26 protein-coding genes and 1 tRNA gene are annotated in these 24862 nt (G+C 71.2%); 15 read left to right on the plus strand and 12 right to left on the minus strand.

Annotated features, from left to right (window positions below; genetic code table 11):
* Positions 1-5: 5 nt before the first annotated feature.
* Positions 6-779, plus strand: coding sequence for a helix-turn-helix transcriptional regulator (locus tag Q5425_RS27345; RefSeq protein ID WP_308675179.1), 774 nt, complete (start codon positions 6-8; stop codon positions 777-779).
* Here the strand turns inward: Q5425_RS27345 and Q5425_RS27350 are convergent.
* Together Q5425_RS27350 and Q5425_RS27355 are read right to left on the minus strand one after the other, a co-directional pair.
* Positions 755-1243, minus strand: a complete 489-nt coding sequence (locus Q5425_RS27350; protein WP_308675180.1) for a DedA family protein — start codon at positions 1241-1243, stop codon at positions 755-757. The genes Q5425_RS27345 and Q5425_RS27350 overlap by 25 nt on opposite strands.
* Positions 1215-1811, minus strand: a complete 597-nt coding sequence (locus tag Q5425_RS27355; protein ID WP_308675181.1) for a methyltransferase domain-containing protein — start codon at positions 1809-1811, stop codon at positions 1215-1217. Before Q5425_RS27355 ends, Q5425_RS27350 begins: the two co-directional genes overlap by 29 nt.
* 92 nt (positions 1812-1903) lie before the next feature.
* Here Q5425_RS27355 and Q5425_RS27360 point away from each other — a divergent pair, with 92 nt between their 5' ends.
* From Q5425_RS27360 to Q5425_RS27370, 3 genes are all read left to right on the plus strand, one after another.
* Positions 1904-3061 (plus strand): histidine kinase, encoded by a 1158-nt coding sequence (locus Q5425_RS27360; RefSeq protein WP_308675182.1) that lies wholly within the window; start codon positions 1904-1906, stop codon positions 3059-3061.
* Positions 3058-3714: a response regulator transcription factor gene (locus tag Q5425_RS27365; RefSeq protein ID WP_308675183.1), complete on the plus strand. Its 657-nt coding sequence runs from the start codon at positions 3058-3060 to the stop codon at positions 3712-3714. The genes Q5425_RS27360 and Q5425_RS27365 overlap by 4 nt, the downstream gene beginning before the upstream one ends.
* A gap of 78 nt (positions 3715-3792) precedes the next feature.
* Complete coding sequence (locus Q5425_RS27370) at positions 3793-4974, plus strand: PQQ-dependent sugar dehydrogenase (RefSeq protein ID WP_308675184.1); 1182 nt, start codon at positions 3793-3795, stop codon at positions 4972-4974.
* A 205-nt stretch (positions 4975-5179) separates the two neighbouring features.
* Here the strand turns inward: Q5425_RS27370 and Q5425_RS27375 are convergent, their stop codons facing one another.
* Together Q5425_RS27375 and Q5425_RS27380 are read right to left on the minus strand one after the other, a co-directional pair.
* Positions 5180-6064 carry a serine hydrolase gene (locus tag Q5425_RS27375; RefSeq protein ID WP_308675185.1) on the minus strand — a complete coding sequence of 295 codons (885 nt, stop codon included), beginning with the start codon at positions 6062-6064 and terminating at the stop codon, positions 5180-5182.
* Between the two features lie 173 nt (positions 6065-6237).
* Positions 6238-6966 (minus strand): SDR family oxidoreductase, encoded by a 729-nt coding sequence (locus Q5425_RS27380; protein ID WP_308675186.1) that lies wholly within the window; start codon positions 6964-6966, stop codon positions 6238-6240.
* A gap of 30 nt (positions 6967-6996) precedes the next feature.
* On the opposite strand from Q5425_RS27380, the gene Q5425_RS27385 reads away from it, so the two are divergent.
* Both Q5425_RS27385 and Q5425_RS27390 read left to right on the plus strand, forming a co-directional pair.
* The gene (locus tag Q5425_RS27385) at positions 6997-7395 is read left to right on the plus strand and encodes an NUDIX domain-containing protein (RefSeq protein ID WP_308675187.1); all 399 of its coding nucleotides are present in this window, start codon (positions 6997-6999) and stop codon (positions 7393-7395) included.
* Positions 7392-7784: an NUDIX domain-containing protein gene (locus Q5425_RS27390; protein ID WP_308675188.1), complete on the plus strand. Its 393-nt coding sequence runs from the start codon at positions 7392-7394 to the stop codon at positions 7782-7784. Before Q5425_RS27385 ends, Q5425_RS27390 begins: the two co-directional genes overlap by 4 nt.
* Here Q5425_RS27390 and Q5425_RS27395 read toward each other — a convergent pair.
* The 3 genes from Q5425_RS27395 to Q5425_RS27405 form a co-directional block, all read right to left on the minus strand.
* Entirely contained in the window at positions 7777-8688 is a 912-nt protein-coding gene (locus tag Q5425_RS27395) for a GNAT family N-acetyltransferase (RefSeq protein ID WP_308675189.1), read from the minus strand. The two genes, Q5425_RS27390 and Q5425_RS27395, sit on opposite strands and share 8 nt — an antisense overlap.
* Positions 8689-8692: 4 nt before the next feature.
* Entirely contained in the window at positions 8693-9286 is a 594-nt protein-coding gene (locus Q5425_RS27400; protein ID WP_308675190.1) for a TetR/AcrR family transcriptional regulator, read from the minus strand.
* Positions 9287-9483: 197 nt separating this feature from the next.
* Positions 9484-10449 (minus strand): acyl-CoA desaturase, encoded by a 966-nt coding sequence (locus Q5425_RS27405; RefSeq protein WP_308675191.1) that lies wholly within the window; start codon positions 10447-10449, stop codon positions 9484-9486.
* Positions 10450-10653: 204 nt separating this feature from the next.
* Here Q5425_RS27405 and Q5425_RS27410 point away from each other — a divergent pair.
* The 4 genes from Q5425_RS27410 (at position 10654) to Q5425_RS27425 (ending at position 15071) form a co-directional block, all read left to right on the plus strand.
* Positions 10654-10725 (plus strand) — tRNA-Gln (locus Q5425_RS27410).
* A 33-nt stretch (positions 10726-10758) separates the two neighbouring features.
* Entirely contained in the window at positions 10759-12513 is a 1755-nt protein-coding gene (locus Q5425_RS27415; protein WP_308675192.1) for a GGDEF domain-containing protein, read from the plus strand.
* A gap of 108 nt (positions 12514-12621) precedes the next feature.
* Positions 12622-14094, plus strand: a complete 1473-nt coding sequence (gene glmU, locus Q5425_RS27420; RefSeq protein ID WP_308675193.1) for a bifunctional UDP-N-acetylglucosamine diphosphorylase/glucosamine-1-phosphate N-acetyltransferase GlmU — start codon at positions 12622-12624, stop codon at positions 14092-14094.
* Complete coding sequence (locus Q5425_RS27425; RefSeq protein ID WP_308675194.1) at positions 14091-15071, plus strand: ribose-phosphate diphosphokinase; 981 nt, start codon at positions 14091-14093, stop codon at positions 15069-15071. The genes glmU and Q5425_RS27425 overlap by 4 nt, the downstream gene beginning before the upstream one ends.
* 59 nt (positions 15072-15130) lie before the next feature.
* On the opposite strand, the gene Q5425_RS27430 is transcribed toward Q5425_RS27425, so the two are convergent.
* Genes Q5425_RS27430 through Q5425_RS27445 form a run of 4 tightly spaced genes read right to left on the minus strand, consistent with a single transcriptional unit; the run spans position 15131 to position 17478 of the window.
* Positions 15131-15493 carry a hypothetical protein gene (locus tag Q5425_RS27430; RefSeq protein WP_308675195.1) on the minus strand — a complete coding sequence of 121 codons (363 nt, stop codon included), beginning with the start codon at positions 15491-15493 and terminating at the stop codon, positions 15131-15133.
* Positions 15490-15753 (minus strand): YbaB/EbfC family DNA-binding protein, encoded by a 264-nt coding sequence (locus tag Q5425_RS27435; RefSeq protein WP_308675196.1) that lies wholly within the window; start codon positions 15751-15753, stop codon positions 15490-15492. Before Q5425_RS27435 ends, Q5425_RS27430 begins: the two co-directional genes overlap by 4 nt.
* Positions 15750-16757, minus strand: coding sequence for a CHAP domain-containing protein (locus Q5425_RS27440; protein ID WP_308675197.1), 1008 nt, complete (start codon positions 16755-16757; stop codon positions 15750-15752). The genes Q5425_RS27435 and Q5425_RS27440 overlap by 4 nt, the downstream gene beginning before the upstream one ends.
* A gap of 1 nt (position 16758) precedes the next feature.
* A complete protein-coding gene (locus Q5425_RS27445) occupies positions 16759-17478 on the minus strand; it encodes a transglycosylase SLT domain-containing protein (RefSeq protein WP_308675198.1) in 720 nt (239 codons plus the stop codon).
* 191 nt (positions 17479-17669) lie between these two features.
* Between Q5425_RS27445 and Q5425_RS27450 the strand changes: the two genes are divergently transcribed.
* Together Q5425_RS27450 and Q5425_RS27455 are read left to right on the plus strand one after the other, a co-directional pair.
* Positions 17670-18647, plus strand: coding sequence for an ArsR family transcriptional regulator (locus Q5425_RS27450; protein WP_308675199.1), 978 nt, complete (start codon positions 17670-17672; stop codon positions 18645-18647).
* 112 nt (positions 18648-18759) lie between these two features.
* The gene (locus tag Q5425_RS27455; protein ID WP_308675200.1) at positions 18760-19338 is read left to right on the plus strand and encodes a sigma-70 family RNA polymerase sigma factor; all 579 of its coding nucleotides are present in this window, start codon (positions 18760-18762) and stop codon (positions 19336-19338) included.
* Here the strand turns inward: Q5425_RS27455 and Q5425_RS27460 are convergent.
* Entirely contained in the window at positions 19323-19547 is a 225-nt protein-coding gene (locus Q5425_RS27460; protein ID WP_308675201.1) for a hypothetical protein, read from the minus strand. The two genes, Q5425_RS27455 and Q5425_RS27460, sit on opposite strands and share 16 nt — an antisense overlap.
* A gap of 709 nt (positions 19548-20256) precedes the next feature.
* Between Q5425_RS27460 and Q5425_RS27465 the strand changes: the two genes are divergently transcribed.
* The 3 genes from Q5425_RS27465 (at position 20257) to Q5425_RS27475 (ending at position 24807) form a co-directional block, all read left to right on the plus strand.
* Complete coding sequence (locus Q5425_RS27465; protein ID WP_308675202.1) at positions 20257-21165, plus strand: helix-turn-helix transcriptional regulator; 909 nt, start codon at positions 20257-20259, stop codon at positions 21163-21165.
* A 284-nt stretch (positions 21166-21449) separates the two neighbouring features.
* Positions 21450-22292: an AraC family transcriptional regulator gene (locus Q5425_RS27470; RefSeq protein WP_308675203.1), complete on the plus strand. Its 843-nt coding sequence runs from the start codon at positions 21450-21452 to the stop codon at positions 22290-22292.
* Between the two features lie 214 nt (positions 22293-22506).
* Complete coding sequence (locus Q5425_RS27475) at positions 22507-24807, plus strand: LuxR C-terminal-related transcriptional regulator (protein ID WP_308675204.1); 2301 nt, start codon at positions 22507-22509, stop codon at positions 24805-24807.
* Positions 24808-24862: the final 55 nt, after the last annotated feature.

Genomic DNA, 24862 nt, shown 5'->3' on the forward strand with positions numbered 1-24862 from the left:
GGGCCGTGGACTTCGGAACGGCGCTCAAGGACTGGCGCACCCGGCGGCGGATCAGCCAGCTCGACCTGGCCCTGCGCGCGGGCACGACCCAGCGGCACGTCAGCTTCATGGAAAGCGGGCGTTCGGTGCCCGGCCGCGGCATGGTCCTGCGCGTCGCCGAGTCCCTCGAACTGCCCCTGCGGGAGCGCAACGGCCTGCTCCACGCCGCCGGCTACGCGCCGACCTACCCCGAAACGCGGCTCGACGACCCGGCGATCCGGCCGGTGCTCGACGGGCTGCGGCGGCTGCTCGACGGCCACCGGCCCTACCCCGCCATCGTCGTCGACCGCTACGGCGTGCTGGTCGCCGCCAACGACGGGTTCGGGTTGCTCACCGAGGGGGTCGCGCCGGAACTGCTCCGGGAGCCGGTCGACACGCTGCGGCTCGCGCTGCACCCGCGCGGGATGGCGCCGCGTGTGCGGAACCTCGACGACTGGGCGCGGCACATCCTCGAGCGCCTCCGCAACGACCTGGCCCGCACCCCGGACGACCGGCTGGCCGCCCAGCTCGCCGAGCTGGCGGGGTACCTGCCGCCGCCGTCCGCGCCCGGTCCGGAGCACCTGGGGTTCGCGGTGCCGGTCCGGCTGGCCACCTCGGCCGGCGAGCTGCGGCTGATCACGGCGATCACGACGTTCGCGACCGCGGCGGACGTGACGGTGTCGGAACTCAAGCTGGAGACGTTCCTGCCCGCGGACGCCGAGACCGCGCAACGCCTTCACACCACCAGGGCCGTCGTGTGACCCACCAGCAGTTCCGCGCTCGCCCACAGCACCGCCGCCGCCACGCTGCCCGCCGCGAACCGGCGGTACGGCATCGCCGCCGAGCCCGCGACGCGCGGCACCAGCGTCCGGACGCCGGCCAGGCAGCGGCCCGCGATCACCGCCGGGACGCCGTAGCGCGCGACCGCCGTTTCCGCGCGCTCCCAGCGCTCGCGGCCGACGCGGCGGGACAGGCGCGGTCCCCAGTGGCGTCCCTCGAGGTACGCGAGCTGGTCGCCCAGCACGGCCGCGGCGACGGCCACCGCCCAAGCGAGCCCGAGGTCGAGCGTGCCCCGCTCGGCGAGGAACCCCATCAGCAGCACCGTCGACAACGTCGGCAGCACGATGCCCGGCAGCAACGCGGTTTCCGCCGTGATCACCAGGGCGCAGACCAGGTAAACGACCACCGCGGGCGCGTCAAGCAGGGGCCGCAGCAGGCTGTCCACGCCGGGCCCTCCCCACCGTCACCGGCAGCGCCGCGCGGTAGACGAACGCGGGCGGCAGGTTGCCCCAGACGACCGGAGTGCGCTCCACGACCGCGAACCGGCTGCGCAGCGACGCGGCGAAGCGCCGTGCGGGTGGCGTCCAGGCCGCGTGGGCGTACGCGAACGTCGTGAACCGGCCGTTCTGGGCCAGCGCGGCGGCGACCGCGTCGAGGATGCGCTGCTGCCGGGCCGCCGTCATGGCCGTCCACGGCAGACCGGAGACGACGACGTCGACGCCGTCGAGAGCCAGGTGCTCGGCCGAGCCGGTGACGACGTCGACCTGCGGAAAGCGCTCCCGCAGCGAAGTCGCGAAACGCGGGTTGATCTCTACGGCCGTCAAGCGCGCTTCGGGGCGAAGCAGCGCGAGAACCGCTTCGGTGAACACGCCGGTGCCCGGGCCGAGCTCGGCGACGCTCGTCGCGCGTTCCAGGCCGAGGCCCGCTGTCATCTCCCCGGCCAGCCGCGGCGAGCTCGGCGCGATCGCGCCCGTCAGCACCGGGTGGCGGAGGAATTCGCTGGTGATCGACATGTTCCCGACGCTAGGAACGGCGGCGGTGGCCGCGAATCCGCTGTCCTGGCCGGTCTCGTCCTCCCGCGGGATGACCCGGACCGCCCGGCGGGATGACGCCGCGAGCCCCGCCGCCACGTTACGTTCGGCGCGTGGAACGACTCGTGAGATGGGTGCGCAGGCACCGGTGGACGGTGGACCTGCCGCTGTACGGCGTGTTCGTCTTCCTCGCCCCCAACTGGGCCGGCCCCGGCACGTACGCCGTCCGCGCGTTCCCGATGCTGTTCCTGCTCCCGCTGCTGCTGCGCCGCCGGTACCCGCGCACGGTGGCGGTGCTGATCATCGCCGGGGCGGCGACGGTGTACCTCAACGACGTCTGGGCGTACGACCGCGGCCGCACCGAACTGGCCATGGCGGTCGTGCTGTTCAACCTCGTCAAGCTGCGGTACCGGTGGTTCGCCGCGCTGATCGCCTTCGCGATCGTCGTGCTCGACGTCCAGTGGGCCGCCCTCTACGCGCCGGAAACCGAGTACCCGACCTTCACGCTGGTCAGCATCCTGCCGCTGCACATCGCCGCGTGGGCGCTCGGGGAGTTCTTCCGCGCCAAGGAACAGCTCACCACCGAGGAAGAGAAGCGCGACGACGCCCAGGCCCGCGCGGCCGTCGCGGAAGAACGCACGCGGATCGCGCGGGAGCTGCACGACGTGCTGGCGCACAGCATGAGCGTGATCGTGCTGAACGCCGAGGGCGCGAAGCTCGCCCGGCACCGCGACCCCGCGGCCGTCGACCGCACGCTCGACACGATCGTCCAGACCGGCCGCGACGCGCTGGCCGAGCTGCGGCGGCTCCTCGAAGTCCTGCACGCCGGCCAGGCGGCGCGCAGTCCCCAGCCGACGCTCGCCGAACTGCGGGCGCTCGTCGAGCAGTCCGGGCGCGACGTCACGCTCGACGTCACCGGCGACCCGGGCACGCTGCCCGCGAGCGCCGCGCTGCAGGCGTACCGGATCGTCCAGGAGGCACTGACCAACATGATCAAGCACGCTCCCGCCGACGCGACCGGCCGCGTCAGCGTCGCCTTCGCACCGCCGGAAGTCCGGATCGAGGTGACGAACACCGGCGGCCACGCACCGCCCGCCCCGGCGCTGCCGTCGTCCGGGCGCGGGCTGACCGGGATGCGCCAGCGCGTCGAGATGTACCACGGCGAGCTGACGGCCGGGCCGCTGCCCGACGGCGGCTACCGCGTCCGCGCGACGCTGGTGGTGCGGCCGTGACCACCCGGATCCTGCTCTGCGACGACCAGCAGCTCGTGCGCGTCGGCCTGCGGATGATCGTCGAAAGCCAGGACGACCTCGTGGTCGCGGGCGAGGCCGCCAACGGCGAGGAAGCCGTCGCCATGGCCCGGGAGCTGCGGCCCGACCTGGTGCTGATGGACGTCCGGATGCCGGTGCTCGACGGCGTCACGGCGACCGCGCGGATCTGCGCCGAGCTGCCGGACGTGCGCGTCCTCATCATCACGACCTTCGACCTCGACGAGTACGCCTACGCCGCGCTGCGCGGCGGGGCCAGCGGGTTCCTGGTGAAGGACGCGCCGTCGGAGGAGATGCTCGTCGCGATCCGCGGCGTGCTGCGGGGCGACTCGATGGTTTCGCCGTCGGTGACGCGGCGGCTGCTCGACCGGTACCTCGCCGACGACCGCGACCCCGTGGACGTCGCGAAGCTCGAGGTGCTGACCGAACGCGAGAAGGACGTGCTGGGCCTCATCGCGCGCGGGCTGTCGAACAGCGAGATCGCCGCGAAGCTGTACATCGGCGAAACGACGGTGAAGACGCACGTCGGGCGGATCCTCGGCAAGCTGCGGCTGCGCGACCGGGTGCACGCGGTGGTCTTCGCCTACGAGTCCGGCCTGGTGCGGCCGGGGTCCTGAGCATTACCCGATCCGGCAATTCCGCACCCGCGCGGCGTCGCACGGCGATTTCACCGGTTGATGGCAGGATGGGGCCTTATGCGGCGTGCGCTGGGTCTCATCGGAGCGGTATCCCTGCTGGTCATCAGCTGTTCAGGGGCGGCGAGCGAGCCCGTGCAGAGCGTCCCGCCCGCGGCCAGCCCGGCCGCCGCGACCGGGAAGTTCGAGGTCGAGACGGTGACCGCCGGGCTGGAGCACGGCTGGGACGTCGGGTTCCTGCCCGACGGCGGCATCCTCGTGCCGCAGCGGCCCGGCAAGCTCGCGCTGGTCCGGAACGGCCAGGCGGCCGAGGTGCGCGCCGACTTCTCCGACGTCCTGGTCAAGGGCGAAGGCGGGCTGCTCGGGCTGGCCGTCAGCCCGGACTTCGCGACCAGCCGGGAGTTCATCACCTGCCAGGACCACCAGGACGGCGGCAAGGCCGTCGACATCCGGCTGGTGACGTGGAAGCTCGCCGACGACGGCGGCAGCGCTTCGAAGGTCAAGGACCTGCTCACCGGCCTGCCGGTGAACCCGAGCGGGCGGCACTCCGGCTGCCGCCCGACGTTCGCCCCGGACGGCGCGCTGCTGGTCGGCACCGGCGACACCGCCCGCGCGTCGATCGCGCAGGACCGCCACTCCCTCGGCGGCAAGGTGCTGCGGCTGGACGCGAAGACCGGCAACCCGCTGCCGGACAACCCGTTCATCACCTCGAGCGACCGGCGCGAACAGCTGATCTACACCTACGGCCACCGCAACGTCCAGGGCGTGGCGATCCGCCCGGGCAGCGGCCAGGTGATCACCGCCGAGCACGGCCCGACGTTCGACGACGAGGTCAACCTGCTCAAGCCGGGCGGCAACTACGGCTGGGACCCGTCGAAGGGCGGCACCGAATCGAGCTACGACGAGAGCGTGCCGATGACCGACCTCAAGCGGTTCCCGGACGCGGTGAGTCCACTGTGGACGTCCGGGGAGATCACCGAGGCGATCAGCGGCAACGCGTTCCTGACGGGCGCACAGTGGGGCTCGAACGACGGCGCGCTGGTCGTGGTGGCGCTGAAGGGCCAGAAGCTCCTGCTGTACCACTTGGACCCGGCGGGCAAGGTCCTCGACGTGACGCTGCCCCCGGAGTTCGACGACAAGTTCGGCCGCTTGCGCGCGGTCCGCAGCGGCCCGGACGGCGCTCTCTACGTGACGACTTCGGACGGGACGGACGACAAGCTGCTGAAGGTCACGCCCGCCTGACCATGAGAAAAGCACGGCCGCGCGGTGCCGTGGACACTTCCGCCGGGGTGGCGGATCGCGGAACATGGTGTGTACCAAGAGTTTTCGCCCGCCCCCGACGCGTGTTGGACGCGGTCCGAAGAGTCCGTTCCCGCGGCAGCACCGCGCCGGTCCCCGGGCGCCATCGCCGACCTGGCGATCCGGGGACCGGCATCCAAAACCCGGTTCAGGCCCGGCCGGCCTGGAGTGAGCCCTTCAACGCGCTGATGGCCGTGGTCAGGGCCGTGGTCGCGGTGGGCCAGTCGATGCTCTCGTTCCAGGAAGCCATCACCGCGACGGCGTAGGTGCCGGACGCGGTCCGGACCAGGCCGGTGGTGTTGAGCACCCGGCGGGCCTCGGAACTGCCCCAGCCCTGCTTCACCGCCCAGCTCGCGCCCGGGAACGCGCGCGGGATGCCGAAGTGCTGGTCGAAACCGTCGACCGCGGTCCGTGGGGTGTTCTCCATCGCTTCGGTGAGGAACTCGCGTCCTTCTTCGGACAGCCGCGCGGTGAGGTACCGGTAGGTCGTGATGACGTCCGTGGGCGACATCCGGGTGGAGCCCCACTGGCCGGGGTCGGCGGGGGGCGTGGTGTGCGTGAGCCCCAGCTTCGCGACCTGCCGCCGGATGATGTCCGGCCCGCCGTTCTGCTGCCACAGGCGGCTGGCGACACGATCGTCGCTGGCCGCGAGCATGGCGTGCACGGCCGTCGCTTCGCTGCCCGACGGCACGCCGGAGCGGTCGATCAGGTCGACGGCGATGAGCAGTTTCACCACGGACGCGGTGGGCTGGGGCTGGTCGGCCTTCCAGCTCGTTTCGACGGCGCACGCACCCAGGTCGACGATCTCGATCCCGAGCCGCGGCTCGTTCCCCGTGTTCAGGAGCGCTTTCCGGGCGTCGGCGACGGCACTCGCCTGCTTCCCGGCCGGAGCGGACGGCGCCGAGCTGCATCCGGCGTGCCAGTCGTCGCTTCCGGACGCGCTGCCGACGGCGATGGCGGTGAGCACGCCGCCGGTCACGACGACCGCGGCCAGGCCCGCGAGCACCTTGACGTTGTCGAGTTGCTTGAGCAACGGTCCACCTCCGCCGGATACGTGAGGAATCCGAAGCTATGCGGGAGGAGGACCGCCGGGATCGTCCGATGAGCCGGGCTATTCGGCCATCCGGTGGACAACCACGCCCCGGCGGGCGCGCGCATCGGCCGGATGGCCGGGAGTTCCGGCCACCCGAGCCGGCGTGGTGACGGCTACTTGCCCAGGTGGGCTCCGCCGTTGACGTGCACCACCTGCCCGGTGACGTGCCCGGCGGCGGGGCTCGCCACGAACGTCACCACGGCGACGACGTCGTCCGGCGTGCCCGGGCGCTTGTTCATCGTGTTGCCGATCAGCCACTCGCGGCGCTGCTCGCTCAGCTGCCCGTGGAAGAACTCGGTGTCCCCGATCAACCCCGGCGCGACGACGTTCGCGGTGATCCCGCGCGGCCCGAAGTCCCGGGCCACGCTCACGTTCCAGGCTTCGACGGCCGCCTTCGCGGCACCGTAGGACCCGGCGCCGGTGTGCGCGGCGATCGAGCCGACGGTGATGATCCGGGCCCCGTCCGCGAGCCGGTCGCGCAGTGCGTGCGTCACCAGCGCGGCACCGACCACATTGGACCGCAGGTTCCGCTCGAACGCGGCCGCGAAGCCGGCCAGCCCTTCTTCGCCGCCACCGTCGAGGAAATCCGTGTTGCCGCCGGCGTTGTTGACGAGAACGTCGACGCGCTCCGGCAACTCCGCCAGCGCGGCTTCGACGGCCGCGGGATCGGCGGCGTCGAACACGACGGGCCGCGCGCCGAGGAGCGTCGCGGCTTCGGTGAGCACCTTCTCCCGGCGCCCGGTGATCGTGACGCGCTCGCCGGCCTGGGCGAAGGCCGCCGCCACGGCGTACCCGATGCCCGTGCCGCCGCCCGTCACCACGATTTCCCTGTTGTCCGCCATGAACCCGACCCCAGTGCCTAGGATCGGGGGATGAGCAAGATCGACAAGATCGCCTGGACCCACGTGGTGGACGGCCGCATCCTGGCGGCGCGCTCGCGCGGAAAGGACAAGTTCTACCTGCCGGGCGGCAAGCGCGAGCCGGGCGAGAGCGACGCCGAGACGCTGGTCCGGGAGATCCGCGAGGAACTCGGCGTCGAGATCGCGGTGGAGTCGATCAAGCCGGCGGGCACGTTCGAGGGCCAGGCGCACGGCCACGCGGACGGAACGCTGGTCCACACGACGGCTTACTCGGCGGAGTACCGGGGAACACCGCGGGCCTGCGCGGAGATCGAGGAGATCGCCTGGCTGGGGTATGCGGACCGGCCGCGGGTTTCGTTGGTGGCCCAGCTGATCTTCGACCACCTGCGTGACTCCGGCCGGCTCCGGTGATCGACAAGATCGCCTGGATCCACCTGCTCGACGGCCGGGTCCTCAGCACGCGCTCGCGCGGCAAGGACGTCTGCTACCTGCCCGGCGGCAAGCGCGAGCCCGGCGAAACGGACGCCGAGACGCTGGTTCGCGAAATCCGCGAGGAACTCGACGTGGCGATCGCGCCCGAGTCGATCACCCCGGCGGGGACGTTCGAAGCGCAGGCGCACGGCCACGCGGCCGGCACGTTGGTGCGGATGACCTGCTACACCGCCGAATATCACGGCATCCTCAAAGCCAGCAGCGAGATCGAAGAGATCGTGTGGCTCGGCTACGCCGACCGCGGCCGGGTTTCCGCGGTGGACAAGCTGATCTTCGACCACCTCCGGGAAGCCGGGAAGCTCACCTGACCTTGATCAGCGGCACGTCCCGCGACAGCTCCCGGAACCCGACGCTGTAGTACAGGTCCCGAGCCTGTGTCGGCGTCCCCATGCAGGCGACCGTCGCGTGCCCCGCACCCGCTTCCCGGGCCCGCTGCATCCCGTGCAGGAGCAGCGCCCTCGCCAGGCCGCGGCGCCGGTACCCCGGGTGCGTCCCGACCGGCTCGAACTCGACCGTCGAGTTCGCCTCGTCGAGCCACACGATCGCCGAACACGCCATCGTCCCGTCCGGCGCTTCCACCAGGATGTGCAGGTCGCCGCGGTATCCCGGAGCCCGGCACAGACCCTCGTACGACGAAACCGTGTACGACGTCGGCTCCCACGCGGCCACGTGCGCCTGGACCACGGCCTCCGGCGAGGCCTCCGCCGCGGTGCGGAAGGAAAACCCGGACGGCAGCGACGGCTCCGCCACGTCGGTGAGGTCGCGCTCGTTGAGCTGGGACCAGGCCTCGGCCGGGTCGGTCTCGTAACCGTGCGCCGCCCAGCGCCGCAAGGCGAACTCGTCGGCGGCGCCCGGCAGCACCGTGCGCTCGAGGCCGTCCGCTGTCGTGTCGTACCAGGCGATCACGTCGTCGACCAGCACGGCGTGGTCCGGGTGCACCTGGTACGCCAGGTAGGCGCCGGTGATGTCCTTGACCGATCCGTCGCTGCGGTGCACCCGGCGGGGAAGCTGGGCCCAGCCCCACGCCACGAGCTGCTCGCCGGAGAACCACAGCCGGTGCCGCCAGCTCGCGCCGAAGGCGGCGTGGTCCTTGCCCCAGTTCCAGGCCAGCTCGCCGAACGACGCGTCGCTGTTCACCAGGTCCGGGCGGGCCGCGGTGACGCGCTGCGCCAGTTCCTGCATGAGCTGCAAGTCCGCTGCGGTCAACGCCATCGCGCTAAGCCAGCCGGAGCTTCGGCTTGTGCTCCAGGTGCGACAACCCGTTCCAAGCCAGGTTGACCAGGTGCGCGGCCACTTCGTCGCGCTTCGGCTTGCGCGCGTCGAGCCACCACTGGCCGGTCAGCGCGACCATGCCCACCAAAGCCTGCGCGTACAGCGCCGCCAGCTTCTCGTCGTAGCCGAGGGATCCGAACTGCTGGGCCAGGATGTGCTCGACCTGGCTCGCGATGTCGTTCAGCACCGTGGAAAACGTGCCCGTCGAACTCGCCACCGGGGAATCGCGGACCAGGATGCGGAAGCCGTCGTGGGAGTCTTCGACGTACGACAGCAGCGCCGTCGCCGCCTGTTCCAGCATCACCCTCGGGTGACCGCCGTGGAGGGTCGAGACCATCCGGTCGAGCAGCAGCTGGGTTTCACGGTCGACGACCACCGCGTAGATGCCTTCTTTGCCGCCGAAGTGCTCGTAGACCACGGGTTTCGACACGTTGGCGCGGTGGGCGATCTCCTCGATCGACGTGCCGTCGAACCCCTTCTCGGCGAACAGGGCCCGCGCCACGTTCAGCAGCTGCTGACGCCGCTCGGTCCCGGTCATCCGCACGCGGGTCACCGGGACGGCCGGACGCGCCCCAGTGACCTGCTGCTCTCGCTTCGAACGTCGTCTCCCCGCCATCGGGGCAGCCTAGTTGCCGATCCGGCCAAAAGTAGGCCGCCCCCCACACGGCACGTGACCGTTGTGAGGAAGCCATGCGGCCGTGGCTGTGGTCTGATCGGCAACAGTCGGCACCGTGACTAGGCCTTTTCCGTGGCGATTCGGGCCAAGCGCTGCGGCGTCGGCCAGCGCACGTCGTGCACCCAGCCGAACTTCTCGAAGATCCAGATCAGCCGGGCGGAGATGTCGATCTGGCCGCGCTTGACGCCGTGGCGCGCGGACGTCGGGTCGGCGTGGTGCAGGTTGTGCCACGACTCGCCGAACGAGAAGATCGCCAGCGGCCAGAAGTTCGCCGACTTGTCACGGGCGGCGAACGGGCGCTCGCCGATCATGTGGCAGATCGAGTTGACCGACCAGGTCACGTGGTGCAGCACGCAGATGCGCACCAGCCCGGCCCAGAAGAACGCCGTCACCGCGCCCCACAGCGACCACGAGATCAGCCCGCCGAGCAACGCCGGCAGCGTCAGGCTGAGCAGCGCCCACAGCCAGAACAGCTCGTCGACCTTCTTGATCGCCGGGTCCTTGACCAGGTCGGGCGCGAAGCGCTCGGCGTTGGTCTGGTCGCGCTCGAACAGCCAGCCCATGTGCGCGTGCCAGAAACCCTTGGCGATGGCCCACGGCGAGGTGCCGAACGCCCACGGCGAGTGCGGGTCGCCGTCGCGGTCGGAGAACGCGTGGTGGCGGCGGTGGTCGGCGACCCAGGTGATCACCGGGCCCTGCAGGGCGATGCTGCCCGCGATGGCCATGACCACGCGCAGCCACTGCTTGGCCTTGAACGAACCGTGCGTGAAGTAACGGTGGTACGACACCGTGATCCCGAGCCCGCTGATCGCGTAGAACAGGACGAACAGACCGACGTCGACCCAGCTCAGTCCCCAGCCCCAGGCGAACGGCACAGCTACCAGCAGAGCCAGCAGCGGCGCGATCACGCCGAAGTAGACCGACAGCTGCACGCCCATGCCGCGCGTGCCTTCTGTGACTGGTTTGGGGCCCTTCGGGGCCGAAGGTTCTCCGGTGGGCTGAGAACGGTCGAGCGTGGCCGTCATACGCTTCACTTCTTCCTACACAGGCACACTTCTACCAAGGGCGCCCTTACCTACGATGCCGTAAGTTACGGTACAGGAGGTTCGGGCCGCTGTGGAGAGCCCGAACTCACACCGTTCCTCGGAACCCGGGTACCCGGCGGACGGGCGCCAAACGCATCCCCCGCGCGGACGACACCCGATCGTCGCTATCCTGACCAGGATCGATCCGCCGTAGTGTAATCGGCAGCACTTCAGATTTTGGTTCTGACAGTTCAGGTTCGAATCCTGGCGGCGGAGCAGAAGGAACCGGAAACCCACGACACCGGGAGGTTGGCGCTGACCGACGAGGCGACCGACCCGGTAACGGCCAGGCGACCCGCGCTGGCCGAGATGTCCGACGCCTGGCTGGTCGGGCGCGCGCGGGAGCTGGGCGCCGCGGTCCAGCGGCACGAGTACACCCAGCAGCTCGAGATCGTCGCGATGATGGACGAGCTGCTCGACGAGACCCAGCGGCGCGGCGAGCCCCTGCTCGTGGCCCAGCTGCTGCGCTCGTCCGCCCTCGCCCGGCTGGCCACCAAGGGCCTGGCCGCGGAGGCCGAACCCCGGCTCGACGAGATGCTCGCGCACACCCGGCGGCACGGCATCGCCCTGCTGCGGGCCGACGCGCACGCGCTGCGCGGACGCCGCCTCGTGATCGCCGCGCAGGAGGACGCCGCGCTCACCGAGATCGCCCGGGCGCTGGCCATCCTGGACGACTCCACCATCCCGGACCGGCAGGTCGGCCTGCGCAACTGGAACCGGCTGCTCTCCTCCACGCTCATCGACTGCTGGCTGGTGCTCAACCAGCTCGGCGTCTACGAAGCGGCCGAGGAGGTGATCGGCCGGGCCGCCGCGGCGATCCGCGAGAGCGCGAGCCCGCACGACATCGCCCTGCAGCTGATCAACCGGATCAAGATGCTGCTCGGCTGGGGCCTGCGGCTCGAACGCATCGACGAGTACGACGAGAGCGCCGAGAAGTTCCGCACCGCGGCGTCGATGGGGGCCGCCGCCGAAGGCCCGTTCGCCGAGTCGCTGTTCCCGCGCCGGGCGAACGTCGCGGCGATCGACCAGGTCGGCGTCCTGGCCGCGGCGCCGGCGCTGAACCAGCCGGGCGCCGACCACATCGAACGGCTGGAGAAGCTCTACACCGAGCGCGCCTTCGGGCACGACCGGGAGATCGTCGCGATCGCGCTGGCGCGCTGCCTGGACAAGGAGGGCCGCCGCGAGGAGGCCCTCTCGGTCCTGCGCGAGACGCGTCAATCCATCTCGGACGACACCTCGCAGCCGTCGATGCGGCTGAACATCGCCCGCGAGCTGGCCCGGCTCGACACCAGCCCGGACTACGCGTCCGGCGCGAGCGAGTCGCTGATCGACTACGCGCGGCGCCTCGAGTCGGAGATGTGGAGCCTGCGCGAGTCGCAGATCGCCACGCTGAACGCCCGCCGCGAGCACGAACGGCTGTCCGCCGAGCACGGCGCGATCACCCAGCAGGCGCTGCAGGACCCGCTCACCGGCCTGCCGAACCGGCGCGCGCTAGACGAGAAGCTGCGGCAGCTCGCTTCGTCGGCCGACGCGCAGCCCCTCGCCGTCGCGCTGGTGGACCTCGACGGCTTCAAGGGCGTCAACGACAAGCAGTCGCACGCCGAGGGCGACAACGTGCTGCGTGTCGTCGCGAGCACGCTTCGCGACGCCCTGCGCGGTGACGACCTGGTGGCGCGCTACGGCGGTGACGAGTTCATCGTCCTGCTCCCGGGCACGCCGGCGTCCGCGGCGAAGATGGCGCTCGGGCGCGCGGTGAAGTCCGTTGCGAACCTGCCGCACCACCTCTCGCACGGCGTCACGTTGTCGATCGGCTTGGTCTCACTGCGGCCGCAGGAGCGCGGCGAGCAGGTCCTCGCGCGTGCGGACGCGGCCATGTACCAGGCGAAACGCGGCGGCGGCAACCAGGTGGCCTCCGCCAACTCCATGGCCGCCGACCCGGCCGCGGCCTGGGCGGCCGAAGCCCCTCCGACCGACCCCGCGTGGGACGCCGAAGACCACAGTTAGGATCGATCCCCGACAAACGCGCAGCTTTCACGTGAAAGCTAGCCGGAGGTGGCGCCTCCGGATAGCTTTCACGTGAAAGCTGTGACCGGAGCCATCGTTTGGAGCGTCGTGAGCGGCCCGCTGAGCACGTTGATCCTCGCCGCGGGTGAGGGCACCCGCATGCGTTCCTCGACCCCGAAGGTGCTGCACCCGATCGCCGGGCGCCCCCTGGTCGAGCACGCCGTCCGGGCCGCCGCCGGCCTGAACCCCGACCACCTCGTGGTGGTCGTCGGCCACGGCCGCGAAGCGGTCGGCGAACACCTGGCCGCGGTCGGGGAAGCGCTCGGGCGGGCCGTCGGCACCGCGGTGCAGGCCGAGCAGAAGGGCACCGGCCACGCCGTGTCCTGCGCGCTCGCGACGCTGCCCGCCGACGTCACCGGCACCGTGCTCGTCAGCTACGGCGACGTCCCGCTGCTCGACACCGCGACCCTCGGCGCGCTGCTCGACGAGCACACCGAGGCGAAGAACGCGGTCACCGTGCTCACCTCCGTGGTCGCCGACCCGGCGGGTTACGGCCGGATCGTGCGCGACGCGGCGGGCAAGGTCACCGGGATCGTCGAGCACAAGGACGCCACGCCGGAGCAGGCCGGGATCACCGAGATCAACTCGGGCGTCTACGCCTTCGACGCCGCGGTGCTGCGCGACGGCCTTTCGCGCCTCTCGACCGACAACGCCCAGGGCGAGCTCTACCTCACCGACGTGCTGGGCATCGCGAACGGCGACGGGCTCGACGTCGGCGCGCTGGTCGTCGAGGACCCGTGGCTGACCGAAGGCGTCAACGACCGCGTGCAGCTGTCGGTGCTCGGCGCCGAGCTCAACCGCCGGATCGTCCAGCGCTGGCAGCGCGAGGGCGTCACCGTCGTCGACCCGGCCACGACGTGGATCGACGCCGGCGTGACCCTCTCCCGTGACGTCGTCATCCAGCCCGGCGTGCAGCTCAAGGGCGCCACGTCGGTCGGCGAGGGCAGCACGGTCGGGCCGGACAGCACGCTGACGGACGTCACGATCGGCGCGGGCGCCTCGGTGGTCCGCGTGCACGGCTCGGACTCGGAACTCGGCGACGGCGTCAACGTCGGCCCGTTCACCTACCTGCGGCCGGGCACGAAGCTGGGCGTCAAGGCGAAGCTGGGCGCGTTCGTCGAGACGAAGGCCGCCGACATCGGTGCCGGCACGAAGGTGCCGCACCTGACCTACGTGGGGGACGCCACGATCGGTGAGCACAGCAACATCGGGTGCTCCAGCGTGTTCGTGAACTACGACGGGGTGAACAAGCACCGGACCGTTATCGGGTCGTATGTCCGGTTGGGCGCGGACAACACCTTCGTCGCCCCGGTGCACATCGGTGACGGCGCTTACAGTGGTGCGGGTGCCGTGATCCGCGAAGACGTCCCGCCGGGCACACTCGCGGTGTCGGCGCCGCCGCAGCGCAACATCGAAGGCTGGGCGATCCGGCGCCGGCCGGGTACGCCCGCGGCGGAGGCGGCCCAGGCCGCCCTCGACGCCGATTCAGCAGCAGGAACCGACGGGGAGTCACCAGCATGAGTCCGAAGCAAGGCACGCCGAAGAAGAACTTGATGCTCTTCTCCGGACGGGCGCACAAGGAGCTCGCCGAAGAGGTGGCCCAGCACCTCAACGTGACGATCACCCCGCAGACGGCGCACACGTTCGCCAACGGTGAGCTGTTCGTCCGGTTCGAGGAATCCGTCCGCGGCACCGACGCCTTCGTCATCCAGGCGCACACCACGCCCATCAACGAGTTCGTGATGGAACAGCTGATCATGGTCGACGCGCTCAAGCGGGCGAGCGCGAAGCGGATCACCGTGGTGATGCCGTTCTACCCGTACGCGCGCCAGGACAAGAAGCACAAGGGCCGCGAGCCGATCTCGGCGCGGCTGATCGCGGACCTGTTCAAGACCGCGGGCGCCGACCGGATCATGACGGTCGACCTGCACACCGCGCAGATCCAGGGCTTCTTCGACGGCCCGGTCGACCACCTGATGGCGCAGACCGTGCTGGCCGACCACATCAAGAAGACCTACGGCGACGCCGACATCACGGTCGTCTCCCCGGACTCGGGCCGCGTGCGGCTGGCCGAGAAGTGGGCGCAGACGCTGGGCGACCGCCCGATCGCGTTCATCCACAAGACGCGCGACCCGGACAAGCCCAACCAGGCCGTGGCCAACCGCGTCGTCGGCAAGGTCGAGGGCAAGCTCTGCGTGCTGATCGACGACATGATCGACACCGGCGGCACGATCGTGAAGGCGACCGAGGCCCTGATCGACGAGGGCGCGGCCGACGTCGTCATCGCGACGACCCACGGCATCCTGTCCGACCCGGCCACCCAGCGGCTCTCGGCGTGCAAGGCGCGCGAGGTCATCGTGACGAACTCGCTGCCGATCCCGGAAGAGAAGCGGTTCCCGGGGCTGACGGTCCTGTCGATCGCGCCGATGCTGGCCGAGGCGATCCAGCAGGTCTTCGAAGACGGCTCGGTGACGTCGCTGTTCGACGGCAACGCCTGAGTCCCAGCTCTGCCGCAGCCGTCGTGAGTGGTAAGGCGGGTTAGAACCCGCCTTACCACTCACGACCAGGTCGCCCAGGTCGCCGGGACGAGGGAGTCGTCGTCGGGTTCCGGCGGGCGGTCCGGTCGCGCGGCCGTGCCGGGCTCGTCCGGCAGCAAGTCCCCCAGCAGCTCGCGGCCCTGTCGCAAGGCGTCCGCACCCGCCTCCGCGGCCAGCCGCCGGATCACCCCGGCCAGCTCCCCCGGCGACCGGTTCAGCGCCCACCGGTCGAACCGCAGGTCCACCAGCGCCCCGTGCAGGTCGACCACCACCGCAACCCCGTCGGCCGCCGCGGCCGCGCGGATCGCCGCCAGCCGGGCCCCGTATCCCGGCTCCGGAGCCGCGAAAGCGTCGTCGGCCGGCTCCACAGCCGTCCTGGTCACTGGGCCCGCCAGCTGTCCGGTGTGGTCGCTTCCGCGGCTTCCCCCGGCTCCGGCAAGCCGAGGGCCTCGACGCCGTCCCGGTTGTGCCACAGGGAAGCCGTGGCCCGCGCCGAAGCGGCCGCCGTCAGCAGCAGGATCCGGCGCGCCAGCTCGTCCGGCTCCAGCCGCAGCGCCGCGGCTTCCAGGGTCAGCTCCTGCAGCGCCCCACCGGGCGCGACCTCCACGGCGACCGTCCGGTCGGCGGCTCTTCCGGTGATCACGGGTGGACCCCTCCGTAGAACGTCGACGCCGAGAGCGGGTGCGTGTTCCGGCGGACGGCGTCCCCGGAGTTGCCCTCGATCATCGTGACCTGGTTCCCTTCGACCTTCTCGACGATGCCGATGTGCGTGCTCGTCGACGTGTTCTGCGGGCCGGTGCCGAAGATCAGCACGTCCCCCGGCTTCGCTTCGTGCAGCGCGTGCTTGCCGTAGGCGTGCCCGTTGCGTTCGCCCCAGTGGTAGACGTCGCCGCTGAAGGGCAGGACCGGGATCTTCACCCCGGCCTTGCGCCACATCGCCGTCGCGAACGACGAGCACCACGCGGCAGCCGGCCCGTACGGGTTCCGGTTGCTGCCCGGCGGGTTCTCGCGCGTACCCAGTTCCTTCCGCGCCGCGTGGACGATCTCCTTGCCCCGTCCCGAAACCTTGCTGGGGTGCGTCGCCTTCGCCGTCTTGTCCGCGACGTGATCGTGGGCCAGGTCCTTCCGCAGCTCGTGCAGCTTCTTCGCCGCCGCCTTGAGTTCCGCGTCGACGTGCCGCAGGGTCGACGCCGACTGCCGCGTGTAGCGTGGGGCCAGGTCGGCGGCGTGCCCGACGGCCCGCATCAGCGCCGCCTGCGTCCCGGCCGCGACACCGGCGTCGAGAACCTGCTTGGCCTGGGCGGTGAACTCGTCGACCAGCCGCTGCACGGCCGTGTGCCCGCTGTCCACTGTGGACGCCACGTGCGCGACGACCTTCTCCGCCGCCGCGCCGGCCGCGCCGGTGATCCGCAGCTCCTTCGTCAGCTTCGCGCTTTGGTGGCGGAAGCCGTCGGCGCCGCGGCCGTGCCAGTGTTCCAGGACCGTGGTGCTTTCCTTGTGGTAGGCGTCGTGCTGGGCGTCCAGCGCCCCGGCCACCCGGTGCAGGGCGTATTCGGCGCGGACGGCGTCTTCCGCCTTCCCGGCGAGCTTGTTGCGGTGCGCGATGAGGTCCTTCGCGAAGGAGCGCGCGAGCGCGGCGGTGTCCATCTCAGCCCTTCCCGTGCAGCGCGGCGGCGGTGGCCGTCTCGTGGTCGCGATAGGACTTCGCGGCTTTCCCGGCCGCCGACGCGAGCCCGTCGGCGTGCGCGCCGACGCCGTTGACCTGCCGCTGCAGGGCTAGGCCGAACCCGGCCAGCGCGTCGGCGAACCCCGACTCCTCACCGATCTTCCCGAAGCTGTCGCGGGCGATCTCGCGGACGTCGCGCAGCTGCCCGGTCGCGGTGCCCAACGCATCGGCGACGTGCCGGGTCCGGCGCACATAGGAGTGCAGCACCGCGTCGTCCACCCGCAGCGGGCTGCCACCCGAGCTCGCACCACCGCTGGCTTTCCCGTGGTGCGCGGTGACGTCCCGGGCGGCCTCGCGCGCGGCCGCCAGGTGGTGCTGGTACGCCCCGTTCGTGTACGTCGACCAGGGCGTGAAGTCGTGGCCGTCGCCCGAAATGCGGTTCGCGACCCTCGCGTTGGTGTCCGGGTCGAACAGCTGGTCGTCGGACTTCAGGTGGTACTGCCGGCGCCGTTCCGGGCCGAGCGCGCCCAGCATGTTGATCTGCCAGAGGCCGTAGGAGTCGTCCGGCGGAGTGGCGTTGTGCGCGGTCGTCCGCCCGCCGGACTCGGCCAGCGCGACCGCGACCGCGGTGCTCAGGCCCGGCCCGCGGAACCCGGCCGCGTAGGCGTGCCGGGCGATCTGCTCGGCGCTCAGCTTCGTCATGGTCCGATCTTGTCCGTCCGGGCAGCCGTTCCGGTAGGCGTGCTGCACGCAGGGACAAGCCGGGTGCACGCTCGGCGAGGGGGCGCCGGCTTCGCGAACGAGTCCGCCAAAAGCTTCGCCCCGAGCTTCGGCACTTGTGCACGGCGCCTGAGGACTGTCACCAACCCCTTGCGGTGCGTAGTATCGGCTGGGTGATCGAGCTCGTGCTGGGGACGCTCGACCTGGCGAAGGTGCGGTTCGCCCGCTCGCCGATGGAAGAGCTCCGCAGCAGCGTCTCCGTGCTGGCGGGCCGGTGGGGAGCGGACCTGCACCGCCCGTGGGTGTCGGTGGCCCGGGCCCGGCTGGCCGGCCTCGACCTCACGGTGCTGTTCACCCTGCTGTCGATCGACCACGGCTTCCCGGGGTTCCTGAACCCGCTGACGGAGCCCGGCGATACCTTCGCCGACCAGCTCGAGCGCGTGCGCGCCACGAACGACGCCGATCTCCGGTGCGACTTCGACGAATTCTGGACGCCGGCGGAGCTTCCTCCGGCGCTGCGGCCGCTGTACGACGATCCCGGGCGTGCGCTCGGGCCGTTCTGCGACCTGCTCACCGAGTACTGGCGCGCCACGATCGAGCCGGTGTGGCCGCGGCTGTGCGCGCTGCACGAAGCCGACCTCGCCCACCGGTCGGCGAGGCTGACCCGCGGCGGCCTCGCCCGCCTCTTCGACGACCTCCACCCGCAGATCGAGTACGCGGACGACCGGCTCCGCATCCTGCTGCCGCACCACGACGTCCGGCACCCGGTGAACGGCGTGGGCGTGCTGCTCAAGCCGAGTGCGTTCATCTGGCCGAAGCTCAGCATCTGCGACGGCCACGACGAAGTCTCGATCGGGTACCCCGCGCGCGGTATCGGCGGGCTTTGGACCCAGGCACCGCCGGTCGCGGACACCCCGCTGGCGGACCTGGTCGGCCGCAGCCGGGCGACGTTGCTCGCGTTGCTCGACCTGCCCCGGTCGACCACGGAACTCGCGGAGCAGCTCGGCGTCACGCCCGCAACGGTGAGCGAACACCTCGCTGTGCTGCGCCTGAACAACCTGGTTCACTCCCGCCGCGCCGGCCGGGTCGTGCTCTACGAACGCACCCCGCGCGGTGCCGGCCTGGTGCACGGGGATTCGGTCCTGCCCTAATCGTCGCGCCGCCGCGGCCACCTGACGACGATGGGAACACGGTGCCGGCGTGCCCACGGCGGCCCGCGCCTCGCGATGAAGCGAGACCATTTCGGGGAACCGGGGAAATATCATGCACAAAGAATTGCCCGCAGCACCATTGCTTCGCGACGCCTCGCTCGGTATGGATACGGCGTGGCGGGCAATCGTGCGTCAATACACACCACTCGTCTTCGCGGTCTGCCGCCGCCTCGGTATCGGGAACGCGGACGCTGACGACGTTTGCGGCTCGGTGTGGTTGAAGCTGATGACAAATCTCGATCGCATCCACGAGCCGGAGGCACTGCCCGGCTGGCTGCGGACCGTCACCCGGCGCGAGTGCCTGCAGGTGCTGCGGCACAGGCAGCGCCAGATCCCCACCGATCCTGCACTTTTCCGCGAGGTGGTGGCGCCCGGATTCGACGCCGACCTGCACGGCCGCGAGCTGCGGGACACGGCCCGGCACATCACCGCAGCGTTGCCCGGCCGGGACCGGCGGCTGCTCTCGCTGCTGTTCGGCGACCCCGCCAAGACCTACCGGGAAATCAGCGAGATCCTGGGCATTCCGATCGGCTCGATCGGACCGTCCAGAGCCCGGTGCCTGGCCAGAGCCCGGCGCACCCCGGCCGCCGCGGCGCTGAACGACCTCCGAAGCGATCAGCTCGCCGGCTGATACCACGTCGGGACCCGGGTCCGCACGGCCTCGGCGTCGGCGGGCGTGGTCAGGTTGTCCAGGACGAGCAGCCGGTCACCGGCGCTGCCGAGCCACCGGATCGCCACTTCGACGTGCTCGCTGACAAGCAGGGCTGCGGCATCCGGCGCAACGGCCACGGCCGGCTCGCCCAGCCCGGCCCGGATCTCGGCGGGAGAGCCGTGATCCACGAGGTGAACCGGTCGGCGTGGAGGTGCGCGTATCGCGTCACCAGAGTGCTTTTCCCGCCCAGGCCGAGCACGACCACGATCGGCTCCTCCTCGCGGAGGAGGCGGTCCAGGCCGGCGAAACCGGTACCGTGACGAGAAACCCCGAAACGGCCCACGCCTTTCGGAGGGTTTCGCTGGTGCGGACATCGGCCGAAAGCACTAGGGGCAGCAATTCGGGACTGGTCTCCGGTGCTGTTGAGGCGGGTGGCGAATCTGCTGGTCAACGGGCAAGGTTTCTGCCCGTTGGGTCAGACGAAGTGGCCACTGCCGGACGGCGAATGCTACGTTCGAACGAGATTCTCTCGTGCAAGATGGATCAGTTCCGGCCGGTCCTTGTCCCCCGCAAGAGCCACATCCAGTGTCCACCCAGCGGTGATGTCCTCGCTTCGCCGGATCTCTAGCGTACGACGTAGCCGCGGCGCTTCGGCCGCGGGAGCTTACGGGGAGTTTGTCATGCGATCGATCCTGCGTCCGGCGCCGCGACCCACCGTCCCAGCCGGGGGAGGCGCGGGGGTCCGGGCCGCCGGACGGTGATCGGTCAGCGGTTCACGCTCGGCATGCCGAGTTCCCGCGGGAGAACTCATGGGGGTCAGATGGGTCACCACCGCACGTCGCCGTCCGGCAGCGGACACGTCGCAACGGTCGGCGGAATCGAGGCAGCGGAGCGGGGATGCCCGTTCGGGAGCCGGTGTCCCAGCGCCTGCGTGGGGTGGTGCGGCCGATGCGGGAGCGCACCGCACTGACCATGCGCGACGCGCTGGCCGATTTCCTCCGCCGGCGGCGGGACGCGTTGTCACCGCAGGCGGTCGGCTTGGGGTTCGGCCGGCGGCGCCGGACGCCGGGACTGCGCCGAGACGAGGTGGCGCGCCTGGCGAACATGTCGGCGACCTACTACGAGCGGCTGGAGCAGGGACGCGGCCCGCAGCCCTCGGCCGCCATCCTCGCCGGGCTCGCGCACGCGTTGCGGCTGGACCGGGACGAACGGGCCTACCTGTACCGGCTGGCGGGACACGCCGAGCCGGCCGCGGCGACCACGGACGGTGGCGCCGACACCCGGCTGCTGTCGGTCATGCGGGCGGTGGCGGCGACGTCTCCGGCGTTCGCCGCCGACGATCTGGGCACCGTCTTGGCCCAGAACGAGCCGCACACCAAGCTGTTCGGCCTCGCCGCGGGCCTGCCGGGCTGGGAGGGAAATCTGTTCTGGTGCTGGTTCGCCTCACACCGGTGGCGGCGGTACGTGCTGAACCCGGCCGACCAGCAGGAGTCCATCGGCCGTGCCTACGCCGCCTACCTGCGCACGATCGTGGCCAAACGCGGCTACGACGCGGCCGCGGTGGCGCTGGTCGGGGATCTCCGCGCCGCGAGTGCCGAGTTCGCGGCCCTGTGGGACGACCACCGGGTGTCCCGGCCCCCGTCCTCGCCGGTGCTGATCGTGCAGGACGAACGCGTCGGCCGCCTGGACTTCGACCACGCGCTGATGGTCAGCCCGCAGTCACGCCAGTGCCTGTACTCGCTCCACGCGGTCCACGGCACCCCCACCCAGCAACGTATCACCGAGCTCCTCGACCGCGGCCGGTGATAGCGCTATCCACGTATCGAGAGTACGTGGCTAAGCCCGCCTGCCGACCGTAGCGTTCGACAATGAATTCCCGGAAAAACCCGGATCGGGGGAAGATTGTGGCAGCAATCCGAAGTATGCGGCAAACGGAGCAATGTCTTGCGCTGTCCGTTCTTTGACAATACCGGACATTGCTCACCGACCGTGATCGTTCTGCTGGTTCCATGAATTCCTGCCATTCGCGGTCCACCCTCTGCCCGTGACCGGCGACGTGCTCGCTTCCGACGAACGAGGAGAGACGCTGCATGACTGCGCCGAGCCAAGCTCTCGACCACCGGTCCTTGATAGTGGAAAAGCACGCTTCCGGCGCGAACGGCGACCTCTTGCGCTGCCGGCCGTCGGGCAGCTGGCTCGCCATCATCGCCCTGCTGCGGGGGGCGTGCCGGATCGAGGGCCAGGACCGGCGTGGCCGACGGGGCGTCACGCTCCTCACCGGCGAGATCTGCCGGGTGGCGCCCAGCGCCCAGGTGCGGCTCCGCCGGACACCGCCGGATTACCCGCCGTTCGAAGTCGCCTACATCTGGCTGTCCGTCGAGGTGCTCCACGAGGTCGCGGGCAAATGCCCCGAAACCACGTTCCGAGATCCAGCCGAACTACACACCCTGCAGGAATTCGATTCACACGTCGCATCCATGGCACCCGTACTGCTTCATGACCAAGATGCCGCCGCCGACGACTGCCGCGCGAACATCGCCGCTCACTACCTGGCCACGCACCTGCTCTACCCACGACGCATCGTGGCGGCCCGGGAGGGAAATCTCACCTCGGAACAGTTGTCCGCGGTGACCGGATACATGCTCGAGCACCTGAGTTCCGGAGTCACTCTCGACCAGCTGGCCGAGCAGGCCGGAGTAAGCCGTTACCACTTCATCCGCCAGTTCGCCGCCACCACCGGAAAAACACCGATGAAATATCTGGCCGAATTGCGCATCGACGCCGCGCGCCACCGCCTGACGGCCGACAGCGAGCCGATCTCCCGGGTCGGCAGGCGGTGCGGCTTCCCCAATCCGGACAACTTCGCCCGCACGTTCCGCAAGCACGTGGGGTGCACACCCTCGCAGTACCGGATGCGGACCCGGCCGGCGTGACCGCGCAACATGGGCCGGGGAACGAGCAACATCCGACATTCCTGGACCCGAGGTCGGCCGTACAGTATTCACCGTGCCTTCAGGGAGTACGTTGCCGGGAAACGCCGGATTTCGGCCGCCGCCGGCTCGTTTCGCCGGCCGTGTACCGAATGGACCGGCGCCGGGGGAAGTTCGCCGGCAGGAATGGTGAAGGTGGATCCGGGAAAGGGAGGTCATGGCCAGAGCGGATTCCGGGTCGGCTTTGTGCGGCACTTGCGGCGGCATCATCGGCGTGCGGAGCGCCTCGTACTGTTCCAACGCCTGCCGGCAGCGCGCCTACCGGGACCGGCAGAAGACGAGCTGGACCGGCGAGTCGGCGATCGGCGGCATGTCGACGCAGCTGAGCAGCTTCCTCGGCCGCGCCGAGGAACTGGTCGAGCTGAGAAGGCTGCTCCGCACGGCCCGCCTGCTGACCCTCACCGGCCCGCCCGGTGTCGGCAAGACGCGCCTGGCCGTCGAACTGGCCAAACAGGAGGAGCGCAGCCGCCGCTGCGACGTCACGCTGGTCGACCTCGCCGCCGCGGACGGCGACCTGTCGGCGATGGCCGTCCCTGACGACGACCGCGAACGCCTGCTGGTCGTGGACAATTGCGAGCACCTGCTCGACACGTGCATCCCGGTACTCGCCACCTTGTTGCTGCGCCACCCCAAACTGCGCATCCTCGCCACCAGCCGGGAGCTCCTGCGGGTGCCGGGCGAGGTGGTGCACGCGATGACCGGCTTGACGCTGCCGGCCACCGACCGGATCACCGACCACCTGCGCGCGGACGCGGTGCGGCTGTTCGTCGACCGCGCCCGCGCGGTGGTGCCCGGGCTCCGGCTCACCGAGGACAACGCCCGCGTCATCGGCGCCATCTGCACCGAGCTCGCCGGCCTGCCGCTGGCCATCGAGCTGGCGGCCCGCTTGGCGCAGACGTTCCCGCTGACCGAGGTCCGGGACAACCTCGACGAGCACCTGTGCGCGCTGACCGGCGGCTGGCGCACCGCCCACCCCCGGCACCAGAGCTGGCACCAGGCCATGACCTGGAGCTACGAGCTGCTGACCCCGGCCCAGCGCAGCATGTTCCGCCGCATCTCGGTGCTGCCCGGCGGCGTGCTGGCCGAGGTGGCCGCCGCCGTGGCGACCGACGGTACGGAGACCACCTCCGTGGTGCTGGACCAGCTGATGGCCTTGGAGGCGAAGTCGCTCATCACGGCGCACCGCTCGGGACGGCTGCGGATGCCGGCGCCGATCCGGCACTACGCCCACGAGCGGCTGACCGAGGCGAGTGAGCAGAAACAGACCTACGACCGGCTCGCGGACTGGCTGACGGGGCTCGCCGAGCCGCTGGGCCGCGCCTGCGCCACGCCGCCGGCCGTGCTGCACCGGCTCGCCGCCGAGCGCCCGACCATCGAACACGTCCTGACCCGGCTGCACGACGACGACCGTCAGCTGCTGCTGGCCGGCACCGTGTTCCTCGTGGACCTGCTGGAGCGCCGGCCGAGCCACCGCACCCGGGCGATGCTGCGGTCCGCGTTGGACAACACCCGCGTCGACTCGCCGTACCGGGAAATCGCTTTGCGGGGCGCCACCGTGCTGGCCGCGTGGTTCTGCGACCTGACGGAGATGCGCCGCCTCGCCGCGCAGTGGACGGCGTCGGACCTGCTCGGCCGCCTGCTGCTCGGCTTGGCCTCGACCCGGCGGGTGGTGCTGTCCCCCACGACCGGTGCCGTCGACGCGGACGCGGTGACCACGGCAGGCTGGCTCGACGGCGTTCCGTGGCACGAGCGGTCCTGGGAGGAACTGGCGCTGGCGGCCGAGCTGGCCGACCGGCTGCTGCCCGTGCTTCGCGCCGGCGGCCCGTCCGCCCGGCTGCGCGGGACGATCCGCGCCGCCGCCGTCATCGCGCTGTCCGGTGGCGAGCACGAACTCGCCGACCGGCACTGCACGGACATGTTGCGGTCCGACGGGGATCTCCCCGACGACGACTTCGCCCACGCGGTGACGTGTCTGGGGCTCAGCGCCGCCGGCATCGGCAGGCTGGGCCGGGCCATCCAGCTGCTGTCCTACGCGGAGGCGGCCGGCTCGCCGTTGCTGGATCGGCCGTGGTGGCGGGACAGGGTCGAGGCGGTGCGGATGGCTGCGGTCGGCGTGCTGCCGCGGGAGACGCTCGTCAGCGCCGCGGCGGCGGGGCGTGCGCTCGACCGCGCCCAGGCGCTGGCCTTCGCGCTGGAACACCGGCAGCAGGGCCCCACCGAGACGGCCCGCGACGACGTCCTGAGCCAGCGCGAACGGGACGTGGTCGCGCTGCTGGCGGAGGGGTTCACCAACCGTCAGATCGCCGCCCGCATGCACCTGTCGGTCCGTACGGTCGAAACGCACGTGCGCAACATCCGCACCGAACTCGGGTTGCGGTCCCGCGCGCACGTGGCGGCCTGGTCGGCCCGGCACGGCTCCGGTGACGCCACGACACGCGTGATGCGGCTGGCGCACTGAGGTTCCCCGGTAGCGGCCTTGTGTTCGCGGATCCCGGTCCGCCGGCCCGGGCCTG

This window comes from Amycolatopsis sp. A133 (assembly GCF_031082405.1).
GTDB lineage: Bacteria > Actinomycetota > Actinomycetes > Mycobacteriales > Pseudonocardiaceae > Amycolatopsis.

Bases quoted from the DNA above. Each gene is read 5' to 3' on its own strand.
- Q5425_RS27425 (WP_308675194.1), top strand. From the start codon at position 14,091: ATGAGTCCGAAGCAAGGCACGCCGAAGAAGAACTTGATGCTCTTCTCC.
- Q5425_RS27370 (WP_308675184.1), top strand. From the start codon at position 3,793: ATGCGGCGTGCGCTGGGTCTCATCGGAGCGGTATCCCTGCTGGTCATC.
- Q5425_RS27470 (WP_308675203.1), top strand. From the start codon at position 21,450: ATGACTGCGCCGAGCCAAGCTCTCGACCACCGGTCCTTGATAGTGGAA.
- Q5425_RS27455 (WP_308675200.1), top strand. From the start codon at position 18,760: ATGCACAAAGAATTGCCCGCAGCACCATTGCTTCGCGACGCCTCGCTC.
- Q5425_RS27405 (WP_308675191.1), bottom strand. From the start codon at position 10,449: ATGACGGCCACGCTCGACCGTTCTCAGCCCACCGGAGAACCTTCGGCC.
- Q5425_RS27355 (WP_308675181.1), bottom strand. From the start codon at position 1,811: ATGTCGATCACCAGCGAATTCCTCCGCCACCCGGTGCTGACGGGCGCG.
- Q5425_RS27395 (WP_308675189.1), bottom strand. From the start codon at position 8,688: ATGGCGTTGACCGCAGCGGACTTGCAGCTCATGCAGGAACTGGCGCAG.
- Q5425_RS27385 (WP_308675187.1), top strand. From the start codon at position 6,997: ATGAGCAAGATCGACAAGATCGCCTGGACCCACGTGGTGGACGGCCGC.
- Q5425_RS27475 (WP_308675204.1), top strand. From the start codon at position 22,507: ATGGCCAGAGCGGATTCCGGGTCGGCTTTGTGCGGCACTTGCGGCGGC.
- Q5425_RS27440 (WP_308675197.1), bottom strand. From the start codon at position 16,757: ATGGACACCGCCGCGCTCGCGCGCTCCTTCGCGAAGGACCTCATCGCG.
- Q5425_RS27465 (WP_308675202.1), top strand. From the start codon at position 20,257: ATGCCCGTTCGGGAGCCGGTGTCCCAGCGCCTGCGTGGGGTGGTGCGG.
- Q5425_RS27445 (WP_308675198.1), bottom strand. From the start codon at position 17,478: ATGACGAAGCTGAGCGCCGAGCAGATCGCCCGGCACGCCTACGCGGCC.
- Q5425_RS27400 (WP_308675190.1), bottom strand. From the start codon at position 9,286: ATGACCGGGACCGAGCGGCGTCAGCAGCTGCTGAACGTGGCGCGGGCC.
- Q5425_RS27360 (WP_308675182.1), top strand. From the start codon at position 1,904: ATGACGCCGCGAGCCCCGCCGCCACGTTACGTTCGGCGCGTGGAACGA.
- Q5425_RS27380 (WP_308675186.1), bottom strand. From the start codon at position 6,966: ATGGCGGACAACAGGGAAATCGTGGTGACGGGCGGCGGCACGGGCATC.